Consider the following 15,376-nt stretch of genomic DNA (forward strand, 5'->3'; position numbering starts at 1 on the left):
CCGAGCCCGACGGCCCGCACAACACAATACGCTCGCCCTGACGCACGTTCAGGTTAATGTCCTTGAGCACGTGAAACTGGCCGTACCACTTGTGTACGCCCTCCATGCGGATCATGCCTTCGGCGCCCAGAGGCTTATTGATCACGTCACTCATCACAAGCTCCTAGTGAAGAACACTCTGCAAGAACTGCCGGGTACGGGCTTCTTTCGGCGCGCTGAAAATCTGCGACGGCGGCCCCATTTCGACTATCCGGCCGCCATCAAAAAACACCACTCGGTCCGCCACTTCCCGAGCAAAGCCCATTTCGTGGGTTACGACGATCATAGTCATGCCTTCGCTGGCTAGCCCCTTCATGACGTTGAGCACATCGCCCACGGTTTCCGGGTCCAGGGCCGAGGTCGGTTCGTCGAACAGCATCAACCTGGGCTTCATCGCCAGCGCGCGGACAATCGCCACGCGCTGTTGCTGTCCGCCTGACAACTCGGACGGATAGCCGTCAGCCTTGTGCCGAAGTCCAACGCGATCCAGCAGCGCCAGGGCATTGCTCTGCGCATCAGCCTTGGACGCGCGCTTGAGCTTGACAGGCGCCAATATCATATTCGCCATCACCGTCATGTGCGGGAACAAGGTGTAATCCTGAAACACCATGCCGACTTCCTCGCGCAACCTGGCCAGTGCCTTGCGGTTGCCCGCCTTGACCGATTCACCACCGGCGATCACGACACTCCCGGCCGAGGGCTCTTCGAGACTGTTCAGGCAACGAATGAACGTGGACTTTCCCGAGCCGCTAGGGCCGATGATGACCACCACCTCCCCTTGGTGGACGTCCATGTCCACGCCTTTGACGACTTCGTGATCGCCAAAATGCTTATGAAGCCCGCGTACGGTCAGGATCGCGCTCATAGGCCAGCCTGTGCCTTGGTGGCGGCTTGCAAACGATCATGAGCGGCTGTCAGACGATCACGACGCGCCTGATTGGCTTGACGCTCACTCGCCAGACGTACTCCGGCACGTTGCAGGCTCGGTGCGAGCGAAGCCTGCGACGGCCCACCTGCGGAACTGCGCGCTTGAACGTTGGCGACAGGGTCGAGGCAGTCCCGGACTTTCTGCGCGGGCAAATTCAGCGCGTGGCCCAGTTGCTCGATGGCGCAGGTGTCTACCATGGCTGTGTCGATCTGGTGGGCGGGCATACCGGCATCCATCGCCATACGCACCACGCCGCCCACCACGTGGTGGGCCTCACGGAACGACAGGTCTGCCTCACGTACGATCAAGTCCGCCAGACCGGTTGCTGTCGAGAAGTCCTCACCCGCACGCTTGACCGCAAGCCCGGCATTTGGCGTCGCGGTACGCAGTACCAGGTCCAGCAATTTCAGGCAGCGCAGGCTTTCTTCAGCCGCTTCCCAGAAGCCACGAGTGCCTTCGCGGTTGGCGTCGCCGGTGTGGGAAAAGTTGCTGCCCTTGATGCTCATGCTCGCGCCCATCAACAGGCCGACGATGTGCCCGGTGCGGCCCTTGAGGTATTCGAGCACGGTCGGGTTTTTCTTCTGCGGCATGATGCTTGACGTGGCGGCAACGCTGTCCGGGAAGTCAATCAGGCTGAACTCGTGGGTGCTCCAGATAAAGTAATCCTGTGCCACCCGGCTCCAGAACACCGAAAGCAGGCTCAAATGCGACAGGCTTTCCAGAATGAAGTCCCGCGAACCCACTGCGTCCAGCGCATTATCCAGATAACCATCGAAACCCAGCAGTTCTGCGGTACGCGCACGATCGATATCGAAAGGTGTGCCAGCGAAGGCTGCAGCACCGAGCGGGCTTTGGTTCATGGTTTCCAGCGTCCGGGTCAGACGCTTGCAGTCACGTTCCAGTGCCTGCTCAACGGCCGACAGGTAATAACCGTAGGTGATCGGCTGCGCGGGTTGCAGGTGGGTGTAGCCGGGCATGACCACTGTGGCGAACACTTCGGCGTTGTTGAGGGCGGTCTGGCGCACTTGAATCAACGCATCGATCAGATCCATCAACACTTCACGGCAGCGCAAGCGATCCAGCGTGGCAAGAATGTCGTTACGGCTACGGCCGGTATGCAAGCGCCCGCCAATGTCGGTGCCGATCTGCTCAATCAGATGCGCTTCGTAGTTGAAATACGCATCTTCCCGGGACGGATCCAGTGGCACGACACTCGCTCCTGCCGCCTCCATGTCCAGGACGCCCTTGGCCAGCGCGGCGGCGTGCTCACCACGAATCAGGCCTTGCTCGGCGAGCATGACGATGTGCGCCTTATTGACGTTGCCAAGGTTATCGAACCCATCGGCGAAACCCTCCAGGCGCGGCCGGTAGATAAACTCGTTGACTTCCGGGGCGGTGGCTTCTTTCAAACGCCTGCTGACTTTGGATTCTTGCATGGTGAAACCTCTTAAATAGTGGCACGCGTCACTGGGCGACCCAGGCGACGTTCGAGATAACGACTGAGCCAGCTCAGAAGTGAACAAATGACGAAGTACACCAGCAACACCACGCCGTAGACGGTGAATGCAGGGCTGGCACCGGTCATGACCGTAGTGCGTTCGATGATGATCTGGCCGACTTTGAGGAACTCACCGACACCCACCAGCGCACCTAGGGAAGTGGCTTGCACGAGCATGGTCAGTAACCCGGTATAGGCCGGCAGAATGGCGCGCATCGACTGCGGGACTATCACGTGCAGATAGATCTGCCAGGGCCGTAAACCCAAGGCCCAGGCACTTTTCCATTGATGGCGAGCGACCGACTCAAGCCCGCCACGCACGATTTCGATGCCATTGGCACTGCCCCACAACGTCAGGCCGGTGGTCACCGCCGCGAAAGGGCTCAGGTCGAGCCCTAACATGGGTGCGCCGAAAAAAATGAAGAACACGTTGACGATCAGCGGGATCGAGCGGAACAGCTCAACGTAACCGTGTATTGCCCAGCGCAGGAGGCGGTTTTTCAGCGTTGCCAGCACCCCGAATAGCGCGGAGATCAACGTGGTGAACAGCAGCACCACCAGGGCCAGGCGTAGCGTCATCCACAAGCCTTTGGAAACGAAACCCCAGTTTTCGACTAGAAAATTCATCGTTGCCTCACTGCCGGAAAGGTCGTTGCAAGTGAGCCGAAAGACGTCCGGTCAACAGCGCCAGAATCGCCACCAATGCCAGGTACATCACGCAGATAGCGCTGAACATCTCGATGGCCCGGAAATCCGTCGCAATTCGATCCACCGCCACGAAAGTCAGCTCCGCCAAGCCAATCGCCTGGAGATACGAGGAGTTCTTGAGCAGTGATATCGACGTATTGAGCACCGCCGGCAAACTGGTGCGAAATGCGATGGGCAAGGCCACCAGACAGAAGTAATGACTCGGCTTCAGGCTCAGGGCCATGCTTGCCTCGCGCATCCCATGCTCGACGGTCGCCAGACCGCCGCGCATGTTTTCAATCTGGTAAGCACCGGCCCATAACGACAGGCAAAACACTCCGGACCAGAACAGCGACAACTCCAGGCCAATGGCTGGCAGCCCGTAGAAGATGAAGAACAACTGCACCAGAATTGGTGTGTTGCGAATCAACTCCACATACAGCACCACCAATTGCGAGATCACCGGGACTTTCATCACTCGCGCGGCGCCGCCCACGACACCGATGAGCAATGCGAGCACGATGGACAGCAAAGACACCCGCAACGTCATCAACACGCCGTCGAGCAGTGCAGGCCATTGCGCCAGCAGGTAGTTGAAATCAAAGTCCATGAGTGGCGCCCGTCAGAGGGCTTCAGCAGGTTTGGCCTGCTCGAAGACGCTCAGGTAATAGCTTTGGATATTGGTCGGGACGAATTGCTGTACCCACACACGAAACAGCTTCTCTTCGTGCATGCGGGCTACGGCCGCACTCAGGTAATCGCGCCACTGATCTTCGTTCTTGCGCACGCCAATGGCAGCATCGGAAATCTGGAACGGCTCATTGAGCAGTCGCGCGTCTTTATCGTTGTCAATGACAACCACCAGCGTGGCGGCATCGTGGGTGTAAGCGTCGGCACGGCCTTGACGGAACGTCTGCAGCGCGTCGGCAGCGCTGTTCATTCGCAGGGTTTTGACCTCGGGCATGTGATCTTCAAACCACTTGGCCTGCACTGAGCCCTTCAGGGTGGCGAGCGTTTTGCCCTTAAGGTCGGTGATTTTCTTGATCGCGCTGTCTTTCTTGACAATCACGTCGCTGGCACCCCATCGGTACGGCGTCGTGAAGTCGATCACGCGTTGACGCTCAGGCGTCACACCAAGGGTGGCGATAAGGAAATCGACCTTGCGACCCAGCAGCTGCGGTACGCGATTTTCAGCGGTCACGCAGGTAAAGGTCACTTTGTCTTTGGAGCCCAGCGCCCACAATCCAATCTGCTTGGCCATTTCCACTTCGACACCGGCGAATTCGCCGCTGCCGTCCTGAAAGCCGTAGGGTGGCTGGTCACAACGCACGCCAGCGCGCAGTTGCCCGGCGTCTTTGATCTCGGCGGGTACAGCGGGAAGTTCGGCCGCCTGCAACTGCGCGATTCCTGCGAATGCAACGCACGACAATGCCAGCGCGCTACCCAATTTCTTGTAAGAAAACGACATGATGCCTCCTGGTACATAACAGCGACGACCGACCAGTGGCACGGGACGACGCAATGAATTCAAGGGCAGAACAAGGTGATGATGGAGCGGATTAGATCGAGTCCGTCTGCGCGGTTATTTCGATCTCGCAATCAGTTATAAAGCCTCTGGATCATGTCAACAAATGACAATACAGTAGGCATCCATACCGATTTGATATGCCCGATTATGAACTTCAAACAAATTGAAGCTTTCCGCGCGGTGATGCTGAGCGGCTCGATGACCGCTGCCGCGGCGTCTTTGCACACTTCCCAGCCGAACATCAGCAGACTCATTGCGCAGCTGGAACGCAGCAGTGGTTTCAAGCTATTTGAAAGAGTGGGTGGGCGAGTGCTGCCTACCGATGAGGGCGCATCGCTCTTCGCCGACGTAGAGCGGGCGTTCATTGGCCTGCAGAGCCTGGAAAAATCGGCACAGAACATTCGCCGGGGTGGTACCGGCCGTTTGCGTATCGCGGCGGTACCCTCACTGTCGCTGACGATTCTGCCCAAAGTTATCCAGCGCTTTCGCCAGGAAAATCCAGCCGTCACGATCTCGATTCACACCAGCGACTCTCCAATGGTGGCGCATTGGGCTGCCTCGCAATTCTGTGACCTTGGGTTGGTGTCATACATCGGCGAAGACATGCCGGGGGTGAACGCGCAGATGATCTGCGATGTGCCAGGCGTCTGCGTATTTCCCAAAGATCATCGCCTGAGCACGCTTGAGTCAGTGACGCCGGAGGATCTGCGGGACGAAGAATTTATCTCACTGTCCCTCAATGACGGCTCACGGACCCGTGTTGATCGAGCGTTTCCTGATAGCAAGGGCTATCGAAAACTGAGCCTGGAGACTCCCTATGCAGCGACCGTGTGCTCGCTGGTAGGGCTTGGCCTGGGAGTCAGCATTGTCAGCCCGATGGTGGCGCTGGATTACTTGCATACCGGAATCGGAATTCGGCCATTTCGCCCGCAGATACATTTCACGACTTATCTGTTGCTGCCGTCTGATCGACCACAAAGCATGCTGACAAAGCGTTTTGGGCAGATGATTCATGAAATGCTCAGCAGTGCCTCAAAGGACTGGCAGTGAGCCTCGCCCTATGGGGAAGTCTATGCCTGTCTGCTCCTGCGCACAGGTGCCTGAACATTTGACTTCCTAGAGCAACAACTCTAAAACCGACAGATAACTCCAACTGGAATCACCCACATGCCCGCCGAACACGCCTGGTTGCCGGACCGGACTTCACCACTCAGTGAACTTGAGCGCGTGTTCGCCACCCAGCGTAAGGCTTTCGCAGCCAACCCGATGCCGACTCACGATGAGCGCTCGCAATGGTTGACCCGTTTGCATAATCTGCTTTGCGCCGAGAAGCAGGCGCTGATCGAAGCAATCAGCAGCGATTTCAGCCATCGCAGTGCCGACGAGACACTTATGGCTGAAATCATGCCCAGCCTGTTCGGCATCAAGGATGCGCTCAAACATCTGAAGATGTGGATGAAGCCATCCCCGCGCAAGGTGGGCATTGCCTTTCAACCAGCCTCCGCCAAGGTGATCTACCAACCGCTGGGCGTGGTGGGGATCATCGTCCCGTGGAATTACCCACTGTTTCTCGCCATCGGGCCCATGATCGGCGCGTTGGCGGCGGGCAATCGGGTGATGCTCAAGCTCAGCGAATCGACCCCCGCCACCGGTGAATTGCTCAAGCGCCTGTTAGCGCGGGCGTTCCCTGAAGATCTGGTTGCCGTGGTGCTCGGTGAAGCTGACGTAGGCATCGCGTTTTCCAGCCTCCCGTTCGACCACCTGCTGTTCACCGGCGCAACCAGCGTCGGCAAGCATGTAATGCGCGCTGCGGCGGAGAATCTCACACCCGTGACCCTGGAACTGGGAGGCAAATCCCCTGCGATTGTGTCCCACGACGTGCCGCTCAAGGACGCGGCCGAGCGCATCGCCTTTGGCAAGACGATGAACGCCGGCCAGACCTGCGTTGCGCCGGATTACGTGCTGGTCCCGGAGGATCGAGTCGAGGGCTTTGTTGAAGCCTACAAAAGGGCGGTCCTGGGGTTTTATCCGACGCTGATTGATAACCCGGACTACACGGCAATCATCAATCAGCGACAGCTGGCACGACTCAATCATTATCTGGACGATGCCACTCTCAAGGGCGCCAAGGTCATTGCCCTGTACGAAACCGGCCAGGGACAACGCATGCCGTTTAGCCTGCTGCTCAATGTCAGCGACGACATGTTGGTGATGCAGGACGAAATATTCGGACCGCTGCTGCCCATCGTCAGCTACTCACGCATCGACGAGGCCTTTGCCTACGTCAATCAGCGGCCTCGGCCACTGGCCCTGTATTACTTCGGCTACAACAAGGCCGAACAAACTCGCGTCCTGGAGCAGACCCATTCCGGCGGCGTGTGTCTGAATGACACCTTGCTCCATGTCGCCCAGGATGATTTGCCATTTGGCGGCGTAGGCCCTTCTGGAATGGGCCATTACCACGGTCGCGAAGGTTTCATGACCTTCAGCAAAGCCAAGGGCGTGCTCATCAAGCAACGCTTCAACGCCGCGCGGCTGATTTACCCGCCCTATGGCAAGGCGATTCAGAAGTTGGTCTATAAATTGTTTATTCGTTAAAAGGTTCTCCCCCTGTGGGAGCGGTGCTTGCCCGCGATAAGGCTGGCCGCAATTAACTTTAGATCACCCAAACCTTATCGCGGGCAAGCACCGCTCCCACAGAGGTATTCAGGGCCAGATCGATAGCAATACGACCTTCGCCTTCAGCACGCCGACTTGGCCCACCGGGATTGCTGCGATACCATCCGACTCCCCAAAGGACTCCGACCAGGACGACGCGATGAACCGAGTGTTGTATCCAGGCACCTTCGACCCTATTACCAAGGGCCATGGCGATCTGGTCGAACGAGCATCGCGCCTGTTCGACCAAGTCGTGATTGCTGTGGCTGCCAGCCCGAAGAAAAACCCGCTGTTTCCGCTGGAACAGCGCGTTGAGCTGGCCCGCGAGGTCACTAAACATCTGCCGAATGTTGAAGTGGTGGGCTTTTCGACACTGCTTGCGCACTTTGCCAAGGAGCAGAACGCCAACGTATTCCTTCGCGGCCTGCGTGCCGTTTCGGATTTCGAATACGAGTTCCAGCTAGCGAACATGAATCGCCAACTGGCACCGGACGTCGAAAGTTTATTCCTCACTCCGTCGGAACGTTATTCGTTCATTTCCTCGACACTGGTCCGTGAAATCGCCGCACTGGGCGGGGATATCAGTAAATTCGTCCATCCGGCCGTCGCCACGGCGCTGACTGAACGCTTCAAGCGCTAAGCTCTTTGCCGCACGCCCCGGGTGCATCGGAACGACTAATGCGGCACAATTCGCCGCATTAGATTTCATGTGCCCCCGCGTCGGCTGGGGCAGGAGTGCTTCATGTCCCTGATCATCACTGACGATTGCATCAATTGCGACGTTTGCGAACCCGAGTGCCCGAACGAGGCGATTTCTCAAGGCGAAGAGATCTACGTGATCAATCCGAGCCTGTGCACCGAATGCGTTGGCCATTACGACGAACCGCAGTGCCAGCAAGTCTGCCCGGTGGATTGCATCCCTCTGGATGAAAACCACGTCGAAAGCAAAGACGAGCTGATGCAGAAGTACCTGATCCTCACCAGCAAGGTCTAAGGTCGGCGTCCACCTGTTCGCCGGGATCAGGCTTTAAGCCTGTTAACCAAAGTGAGCCCGGCATGATCCGAACATCTGACTTGAAGTCTTTCTCCTGTAGGAGCGCGCTTGCCCGCGATGCAGCCGACTCGGTCTGCCTGTCACACCACGTTATCGTTCATCGCGAGCAAGCTCGCTCCTACAGAATTACGTTGAAGACCGGGCGGCAGCTTGTATCCAGCGCATTGCTCATGCTCTGCGCACTCACGACGCACGTTGTCGTCGCTGCTGAAAATCCCTTCCCTCGTCCGGAACAGTCCGCCATCGCCAGCCCACACCCGCAGGCGACAGCCGCTGGTCGGGAAATCATGGTCGCCGGGGGCAACGCGTTTGATGCAGCCGTAGCCATCAGCGCCACACTGGCGGTGGTCGAGCCGTACGGATCAGGGCTGGGCGGCGGTGGGTTCTTTCTCCTGCGGCAAAGCGGCCAACCCGCCGGTTACGTCTTCCTTGATGCCAGAGAGAAGGCGCCACTCAAGGCTACTTACGATCTGTATCGTCGCAACGGCAAGGTGCAACCCGCGCTGTCCCTGAACGGCCCATTGGCCGCTGCCATTCCAGGTCTGCCCGCGGCATTGGTCGAGCTGGCCGAGCGTTACGGCAAATTGCCGTTGAGCATTTCCATGGCTCCGGCGATCCGTGTTGCTTACCAAGGCTTTGCGGTTGATCGAATTTACCAGCAGCGCGCCACTGCCCGCCTCTCGGCATTACGGGATGACCCGGAAAGCGCACGGCTGTTCCTGCGCAACGGCCAGGTGCCAGCGCTGGATGAGGTCATCAAACAACCGGAACTGGCCGCCACCCTGAATCGCCTCGCCGATCGGGGGCGCGATGGCTTTTACAACGGCCTGACCGCCCAATCCATGGTCCACGAGGTACGAGTCGCAGGCGGCATCTGGAGTCCTGAAGACCTGGACCAGTACCAGATCGCTACGCGCACCCCGCTGCGCTACCCCTTGGACGGTCAACGGGAACTGATCAGCGCCCCACCACCCTCGGCTGGCGGTGTGGCCTTGGCCCAGAGCCTGACCATGTTGCAACAACTGCCGTGGCGCGAGTCCGACAAGGTGCAGCGCGCCCATTACGTGCTGGAAGTGCTGCGCCGCGCTTATCGCGACCGTGGCTTGCTGGGCGATCCGGACTTCGTCGCCAACCCGCTCACTCATCTGCTGAACCGCGAGTACCTGGCTCAGCTGGCAGGCAGTATCTCCCCCGAGCAGGCAACGCCCAGCAAAAGCCTGCCGCCAGCCCCGCCATGGCGTGAAGGGGAACACACCACGCACTTTGCGGTTCTCGACAACGATGGCAATGCGGTTGCCGCGACCTTGTCGGTCAATCTGCCGTTCGGTTCAGCGTTTACCGTGCCCGGCACCGGCGTAGTGCTCAATGACGAGATGGACGACTTTGCCGCTGATCCCCACGGCAGCAATGCTTATGGTCTGGCGGGCAGTCAGGCGAATTCGATTGCAGCGGGCAAGCGGCCGCTGTCGAGCATGAGCCCGAGCTTTATTGAGAGTCCTGAGGAGTTCGCCGCATTCGGCACGCCAGGCGGCAGCCGGATTCCGAGCATGGTGCTGTTATCGATGCTGCAATATCTGGACGGCCAACCCGTCGCCAGCTGGCCCGCCGTGGCGCGCTATCACCACCAGTATTTACCGGATGTGGTCGAGCATGAGCCCGATGCTTTTACCCCGGATGAAATGAGCCAGTTGCACGCCCGCGGTTATCAGTTCAAAGAGGTGCCAAAGGGCTATGGCAATCAGCAGGTGCTGTTCTGGAACAAGAGCGGCAAGAAGGTCGAAGCCGCCAGCGATCCTCGCGGCCTGGGTGAATCACAGAGTTTTGATCCTCGACTTCGGTAAACCGCAGGATTACTCCTGCTGGTTGTAACCATCGCCGGTGCAGCCAAGGCAGCGCACAAACGCTGCTTTCGCTGGATCAACAACCAACGCCTTGCCTGTGCGCCCGATGCCGCCGCCGGTTGCGGTGAATGGCAAGGCCACTACGAACAATCCGGTACCAATGATCGTCGCCGCAATCAGCAGCGGCCGGGCGATGAGCAAGTCACCGATCATGGCGAAAGCGGGTGGGTTCTGAATGTCGTAAACCGGATCGCCACTGCTCGTCGTCTGCGTACCCGCCATCGCCGGTACTGCCTGCAATCCAAAAAACAGCGCCAGAGTGGCAGCGAGCATACGAAACGGCTTCATGGCATTGGTCCTTCAAACACTACGAATTGAGATGGCGTTCACTATAAACAGCGATGGGGGTTAAGCAAGTGGGGCAATCACAACGATATGTTGGAATGCGTTCCCACAGGAGACTGCGTTCACAGGCATTACGCCGCGAACGGCTCTACTTCTGACACTTCGGGCAATACACACTCGCGCGCTGCCCGAGTTTGATCTCTCGTAACGTCGTGCCGCACACCTTGCAGGGCAATTCACCACGACCATAGGCGAACAGTTCTTGCTGGAAGTAACCCGGCTGGCCGTCACCGCCGATGAAATCACGCAGGGTCGTGCCGCCGCGCTCGATGGCAGCCGCGAGGATGCGCTTGATCTCGATGGCCAGCTTCACATAGCGGGCTTTGGAGATGCTTTTAGCTTCCCGGCGTGGGTCGATCCCGGCGGCGAACAGGGCTTCGGTGGCGTAGATATTACCGACGCCAACAACCACCGCGTTGTCCATGATGAATGGCTTCACGGCGATGGACTTACCTCTCGACCGCTCATACAAACGCAGGCCGTCGAACAGATCCGTCAACGGCTCAGGCCCGAGTCGGATCAACAGCTCGTGATTGAGTGGATCGAGACTCCAGAGCATGGCGCCGAACCGACGTGGATCGGTGTAGCGCAACGCCAGCCCGGATTCCAGCTCGATATCCACGTGCTCGTGTTTCAGCGCAGGCAGCCCGGCTTCGACCAGGCGCAAATTACCCGACATGCCCAAATGACTGATCAACGTACCGACTTCAGCCTGGATCAACAAGTATTTGGCGCGACGCTCGACAACGACGATTTTTTGTCCGGAAAGACGTACATCCAGATCTTCCGGGATTGGCCAGCGCAAACGCCGGTCACGCACGATGACGCGGCTGACCCGCTGGCCTTCAAGGTGAGGCGCGATGCCCCGGCGGGTGGTTTCGACTTCGGGTAATTCGGGCATGGGTAACTGACTATTAGAATTTGAATGCTTTTCTGTAGGAGCTCACGAGCACCGCGAGGCAGCGATTACGTCTGTCAGATACACCGCCATTGCTGCCTCGCGGTGCTCGTGAGCTCCTACAAATTCAGGTTTGCGGCACGTCAATGCGCAGACAACTCGCGAATGCTTTCCTTGAGGTTTTCGAAGTCGTAATCGGAAAGGCCCACGTAATCCAGAATCAGATGCCCGATGGTATTCCATTCGTGATCTTCGTCTTCGTTGCCCAGCACCCGATGCGACGCGCAGATGTGCTCTGCCATCTTCAACACCGCCAGCAGGTTTTTCAAAGGCGCGTTACGGTTGGAATCGTCCTGAAAAATCGCCAGTGCGTTGTGGTGATTGGCTATGGCATTGGTGACATGGTCGGGCAGACGCCAGGATTTGGCAGTGAAATAGCCTACTACTGCATGGTTGGTGTTGAACTCATCGTTCTCGGTGTCCACCACGCGATGATTCGGCCCGGCGTTGGCGTAGGCCCGCTCCAATGCCTGCATGTAGTCCGGGAATCGCTTGAGCATCAGCGGGATGCCACAGTCATGAAACAACCCCAGCGCGTAGGACTCATCCACCGTTTGCGAGCCAATGCGTTTGGCGATCGTCAGACTTGTCATCGCCACGTCCTGGGTCGAATCCCAGAAACGGTTCAAGGTCACGATGGTTTCATCGCTCATCTCGCCCTTGATCGATTGCGCATTGATCAAATTGACGACCGAACGAATGCCCAGCAGATTCACTGCTTTCTGAATCGAGGCAATTTTGTTGACCAGGCCGTAATGGGCTGAATTGACGATTTTCAACAACGCGCCGGACAAGCCGGGATCCTGAGCGATCAGCTTGGCTATGACACCCAGATCGGGATCCGGCATGTACTGCTCCATCTGCAAATCAACCATGATTTGCGGCTGCGGCGGCACACTTATGCCTTGCAGGACTTGCTTGATCTGCTCAGCCGTTAGCTCTTGGGACATGGGGGTAACACTCCAGGACAGGCTTGGATTCTACCCCTACCTCTCATGCGCTTTACAGCTACTCGGGCAAATGTCTGGAACTTAATTGGCGTCAACTATTCGGAAACTGTAAGCCCAGGCTTCGCAACCCATTCAAAATGATGGATATGCGTCTGGATCGGTCTCGAATCTGAAGCTGGAGAAAATTCATGTCTAAATCTTTGAACGGTAAGCGCGTCGCCATCCTGGTCACAGACGTGATTTGAACAAGTCGAGTTGACAGGTCCAGTTGATTCAGGCGCCTTCTGCTTAACTTCGCGGGACCTGTGGGAGCGCGGTGTCCTGCAGGAATGGGCTTGCTCGCCTACCATTAGTCGCACCAACCCTCAACCCCCTCTCTACCCTCCATAAAACCGACGACCACTATTCGATTCCCGCTATAATCCCGCTCTTTTTTCAGGAGCGACGTCATGTCCCTGCCTAGCTTGCGCCTCAAAGCCAACGCCGACCGTCGCCTGCGCGCCGGTCACCTGTGGGTCTACAGCAACGAAATCGACGTCGCCGCAACCCCGCTGCACGGCTTCGCCGCTGGCGATCAAGCGCTGCTGGAAGCAGCTGGCGGCAAGCCACTGGGCATCGTCGCCATGAGCCCCAACAACTTGATCTGCGCCCGCCTTGTCTCCCGCGACATTAAATTGCCGCTGGACAAGTCGCTGCTGGTGCATCGCATCAACGTGGCTCTGTCATTGCGCGATCGCCTGTTCGACAAGCCCTTCTACCGCTTGGTGTACGGCGATTCGGACCTGTTGCCAGGGCTGGTGGTTGATCGTTTCGGCGACATTCTGGTGGTCCAGCTGGCTTCGGCCACCATGGAAAACCACAAAGAAGACGTCATCGCGGCACTCGTACAGGTCCTCAAGCCAACTGGCATTCTCTTCAAAAACGACTCCGCTGCCCGTGATGCTGAAGGCCTGAATCGCTATGTCGAGACAGTCTTCGGCCTGGTCCCTGAGTGGGTTGCCCTGGAAGAGAACGGCGTGAAGTTCGAAGCCCCGGTCATGGAAGGTCAGAAGACTGGCTGGTTCTACGACCACCGCATGAACCGCGCGCGCCTGGCTCCGTACGTCAAAGGCAAACGGGTTCTGGACCTCTACAGCTACATCGGCGGCTGGGGTATTCAGGCTGCGGCGTTTGGTGCCAGCGAAGTGACCTGCATCGATGCGTCCTCGTTCGCACTGGACGGCGTTGAGCGTAACGCGGCGCTGAACGGTTTCGCAGAAAAGCTCACCTGCATCGAAGGCGATGTGTTCGCAGCCCTGAAAGAGCTGAAAGCAGGCGAAGAGCGTTTCGACGTGATCGTTGCCGATCCTCCGGCCTTCATCAAGCGCAAGAAAGACATGAAGAATGGCGAAGCCGGCTACCGTCGCCTGAACGAGCAAGCCATGCGCCTGCTCAGCAAGGACGGCATCCTGGTCAGCGCCTCATGCTCGATGCACCTGCCGGAAGACGATCTGCAAAACATCCTGCTGACCAGCGCCCGCCATCTGGACCGCAACATCCAGCTGCTGGAACGCGGCGGCCAGGGTCCGGATCACCCGGTCCACCCAGCTATCGCTGAAACCCGCTACATCAAGAGCATTACTTGCCGGTTGTTGCCCAACAGCTAAATCGCTCTGAATGGTTGGGGTGCTTCGTCCACCCCAACGCGTCAACCAGCGATGCATATCCTCGTAGGACCGGCTTTAGCCGGGAAGAGGCCGGTACAGCCCCAAAAGTGGGTTGGCTGAAATGCAGCCTTCCCGGCTAAAGCCGGTCCCACGAATTCGTGCCACCACATCCCCGCCCCCCTACCGCAAGTCAGAATTCCGTCACCCTCCCGCCCCGGCAATGAACCTGAAACGATTCCTATGGTCTGTGAGTTGGGATTAAAACGGATGGCGTTCGGGTGTAGACCCTGAAAAAGGGCTCAAGCAGTTTCCCCTTCCCCGCCCAATGCCGATTTTTTTCGCAGCCGTTGCAGCTTGTGCTGCATGTCACTGCACCATCTTTACCGGCCCGACCATCGGCGCCTTTATCTTTCCTTTTATCGAAGATAACCATGTCTATGTCTCGTCATCTTTCAGCCTTCATTTCTCATCGCCTGCTAAACCGTCGCACATTGGGCGCCGCCTTACTGATCGCCGTCTGTGGCACCGCCAACGCCGCAGAACACAAACCTAACGACCGCTGGGTCAGCGACAGCCTCAATACTTTCGTGCGTAGCGGTCCGACTGATGGCTACCGCATTGTGGGCACGCTGAAGTCCGGGCAAAAAGTTGAATTGATCAATACCCAGGGCGATTACAGCCAGGTGCGTGGCGAAGGCGGTAGCTCGGTCTGGATCCCCACCAGCGACCTGCAAGCCGAACCCGGTCAGGCAGAGCGTCTGCCGGAGCTGACGCAGCAAGTGGCAGACCTCAGCGGCCAGTTGAAAACCATCGACGACAGCTGGAAAACCCGCGTGCAAGGCATGCAGGAAACCCTCGACACCCGCAAAAAGCTGATCGATGAACTCGAAGCCCGTAGCAAAGACCTCAACGAGCAACTCAGCGCTTCGCAATCAGAGCTTCGCACCACCCAGGCCAAGCTTGGCGACGAAAATAACCTCGTATTAATGCGTTATATGGTCTACGGCGGCAGCATCGCCGGCGCCGGCCTGCTGGTCGGCCTGATCATCCCGGCCCTGACCCGCGGCCGTAAGAAGAATGATGGGTGGGTTTGATTCGTCAGGTGGGTTTGTGAACGGCCAATGACGCCATCGCTCGCTCCTACAGAATACGACCGCATTATCAAACCTGATTTTGCGTTGCGA

At 58.1% G+C, this 15,376-nt stretch carries 15 protein-coding genes and 1 pseudogene; 7 read left to right on the top strand and 9 right to left on the bottom strand.

The window, feature by feature from the left end; all coding sequences use genetic code 11:
- From glnQ to IV01_RS07720, 6 genes and pseudogenes are all read right to left on the bottom strand, one after another.
- Positions 1–154: pseudogene (gene glnQ, locus IV01_RS07745) on the bottom strand (glutamine ABC transporter ATP-binding protein GlnQ); the annotation flags it as partial.
- A gap of 9 nt (positions 155–163) precedes the next feature.
- Positions 164–904 (bottom strand): amino acid ABC transporter ATP-binding protein, encoded by a 741-nt coding sequence (locus tag IV01_RS07740; RefSeq protein ID WP_324294259.1) that lies wholly within the window; start codon positions 902–904, stop codon positions 164–166.
- Positions 901–2,403: an argininosuccinate lyase gene (argH, locus tag IV01_RS07735; protein WP_032630103.1), complete on the bottom strand. Its 1,503-nt coding sequence runs from the start codon at positions 2,401–2,403 to the stop codon at positions 901–903. The genes IV01_RS07740 and argH overlap by 4 nt, the downstream gene beginning before the upstream one ends.
- Before the next feature lie 11 nt (positions 2,404–2,414).
- Positions 2,415–3,092 carry an amino acid ABC transporter permease gene (locus IV01_RS07730; protein WP_032630104.1) on the bottom strand — a complete coding sequence of 226 codons (678 nt, stop codon included), beginning with the start codon at positions 3,090–3,092 and terminating at the stop codon, positions 2,415–2,417.
- A gap of 7 nt (positions 3,093–3,099) precedes the next feature.
- The gene (locus IV01_RS07725) at positions 3,100–3,762 is read right to left on the bottom strand and encodes an amino acid ABC transporter permease (RefSeq protein WP_032630105.1); all 663 of its coding nucleotides are present in this window, start codon (positions 3,760–3,762) and stop codon (positions 3,100–3,102) included.
- Between the two features lie 12 nt (positions 3,763–3,774).
- Entirely contained in the window at positions 3,775–4,620 is an 846-nt protein-coding gene (locus tag IV01_RS07720) for a transporter substrate-binding domain-containing protein (RefSeq protein WP_050507805.1), read from the bottom strand.
- A 207-nt stretch (positions 4,621–4,827) separates the two neighbouring features.
- On the opposite strand from IV01_RS07720, the gene IV01_RS07715 reads away from it, so the two are divergent.
- From IV01_RS07715 to ggt, 5 genes are all read left to right on the top strand, one after another.
- Positions 4,828–5,730, top strand: coding sequence for a LysR substrate-binding domain-containing protein (locus tag IV01_RS07715; RefSeq protein ID WP_032630106.1), 903 nt, complete (start codon positions 4,828–4,830; stop codon positions 5,728–5,730).
- Between the two features lie 117 nt (positions 5,731–5,847).
- On the top strand, positions 5,848–7,278 hold the full coding sequence (locus IV01_RS07710; RefSeq protein ID WP_032630107.1) for a coniferyl aldehyde dehydrogenase: 1,431 nt from the start codon (positions 5,848–5,850) through the stop codon (positions 7,276–7,278).
- Between the two features lie 220 nt (positions 7,279–7,498).
- Positions 7,499–7,978 (top strand): pantetheine-phosphate adenylyltransferase, encoded by a 480-nt coding sequence (gene coaD, locus IV01_RS07705; RefSeq protein WP_032630108.1) that lies wholly within the window; start codon positions 7,499–7,501, stop codon positions 7,976–7,978.
- A gap of 102 nt (positions 7,979–8,080) precedes the next feature.
- The gene (locus IV01_RS07700; protein ID WP_032630109.1) at positions 8,081–8,332 is read left to right on the top strand and encodes a YfhL family 4Fe-4S dicluster ferredoxin; all 252 of its coding nucleotides are present in this window, start codon (positions 8,081–8,083) and stop codon (positions 8,330–8,332) included.
- 230 nt (positions 8,333–8,562) lie between these two features.
- Entirely contained in the window at positions 8,563–10,233 is a 1,671-nt protein-coding gene (gene ggt / locus IV01_RS07695; RefSeq protein WP_032630110.1) for a gamma-glutamyltransferase, read from the top strand.
- 9 nt (positions 10,234–10,242) lie between these two features.
- Here ggt and IV01_RS07690 read toward each other — a convergent pair whose 3' ends face one another.
- The 3 genes from IV01_RS07690 to IV01_RS07680 form a co-directional block, all read right to left on the bottom strand.
- Positions 10,243–10,581 carry a hypothetical protein gene (locus IV01_RS07690; RefSeq protein ID WP_032630111.1) on the bottom strand — a complete coding sequence of 113 codons (339 nt, stop codon included), beginning with the start codon at positions 10,579–10,581 and terminating at the stop codon, positions 10,243–10,245.
- 145 nt (positions 10,582–10,726) lie between these two features.
- Positions 10,727–11,539: a bifunctional DNA-formamidopyrimidine glycosylase/DNA-(apurinic or apyrimidinic site) lyase gene (mutM, locus tag IV01_RS07685; protein ID WP_032630112.1), complete on the bottom strand. Its 813-nt coding sequence runs from the start codon at positions 11,537–11,539 to the stop codon at positions 10,727–10,729.
- 140 nt (positions 11,540–11,679) lie between these two features.
- A complete protein-coding gene (locus IV01_RS07680; RefSeq protein WP_195758804.1) occupies positions 11,680–12,492 on the bottom strand; it encodes an HDOD domain-containing protein in 813 nt (270 codons plus the stop codon).
- Positions 12,493–12,995: 503 nt separating this feature from the next.
- Between IV01_RS07680 and IV01_RS07675 the strand changes: the two genes are divergently transcribed.
- Positions 12,996–14,192 carry a class I SAM-dependent rRNA methyltransferase gene (locus tag IV01_RS07675; RefSeq protein ID WP_032630114.1) on the top strand — a complete coding sequence of 399 codons (1,197 nt, stop codon included), beginning with the start codon at positions 12,996–12,998 and terminating at the stop codon, positions 14,190–14,192.
- 437 nt (positions 14,193–14,629) lie between these two features.
- On the top strand, positions 14,630–15,286 hold the full coding sequence (locus IV01_RS07670; RefSeq protein WP_229636140.1) for a TIGR04211 family SH3 domain-containing protein: 657 nt from the start codon (positions 14,630–14,632) through the stop codon (positions 15,284–15,286).
- Positions 15,287–15,376 lie beyond the last annotated feature (90 nt).

The sequence above is a fragment of the Pseudomonas syringae genome (assembly GCF_000737245.1).
Lineage (GTDB): Bacteria > Pseudomonadota > Gammaproteobacteria > Pseudomonadales > Pseudomonadaceae > Aquipseudomonas > Aquipseudomonas syringae_J.

Excerpts from the sequence above, each read along its gene's own strand:
- IV01_RS07740 (WP_324294259.1), bottom strand. The coding sequence starts at position 904 with ATGAGCGCGATCCTGACCGTACGCGGGCTTCATAAGCATTTTGGCGAT.
- argH (WP_032630103.1), bottom strand. The coding sequence starts at position 2,403 with ATGCAAGAATCCAAAGTCAGCAGGCGTTTGAAAGAAGCCACCGCCCCG.
- IV01_RS07730 (WP_032630104.1), bottom strand. The coding sequence starts at position 3,092 with ATGAATTTTCTAGTCGAAAACTGGGGTTTCGTTTCCAAAGGCTTGTGG.
- IV01_RS07725 (WP_032630105.1), bottom strand. The coding sequence starts at position 3,762 with ATGGACTTTGATTTCAACTACCTGCTGGCGCAATGGCCTGCACTGCTC.
- IV01_RS07720 (WP_050507805.1), bottom strand. The coding sequence starts at position 4,620 with ATGTCGTTTTCTTACAAGAAATTGGGTAGCGCGCTGGCATTGTCGTGC.
- IV01_RS07715 (WP_032630106.1), top strand. The coding sequence starts at position 4,828 with ATGAACTTCAAACAAATTGAAGCTTTCCGCGCGGTGATGCTGAGCGGC.
- IV01_RS07710 (WP_032630107.1), top strand. The coding sequence starts at position 5,848 with ATGCCCGCCGAACACGCCTGGTTGCCGGACCGGACTTCACCACTCAGT.
- coaD (WP_032630108.1), top strand. The coding sequence starts at position 7,499 with ATGAACCGAGTGTTGTATCCAGGCACCTTCGACCCTATTACCAAGGGC.
- IV01_RS07700 (WP_032630109.1), top strand. The coding sequence starts at position 8,081 with ATGTCCCTGATCATCACTGACGATTGCATCAATTGCGACGTTTGCGAA.
- ggt (WP_032630110.1), top strand. The coding sequence starts at position 8,563 with ATGCTCTGCGCACTCACGACGCACGTTGTCGTCGCTGCTGAAAATCCC.
- IV01_RS07690 (WP_032630111.1), bottom strand. The coding sequence starts at position 10,581 with ATGAAGCCGTTTCGTATGCTCGCTGCCACTCTGGCGCTGTTTTTTGGA.
- mutM (WP_032630112.1), bottom strand. The coding sequence starts at position 11,539 with ATGCCCGAATTACCCGAAGTCGAAACCACCCGCCGGGGCATCGCGCCT.
- IV01_RS07675 (WP_032630114.1), top strand. The coding sequence starts at position 12,996 with ATGTCCCTGCCTAGCTTGCGCCTCAAAGCCAACGCCGACCGTCGCCTG.
- IV01_RS07670 (WP_229636140.1), top strand. The coding sequence starts at position 14,630 with ATGTCTCGTCATCTTTCAGCCTTCATTTCTCATCGCCTGCTAAACCGT.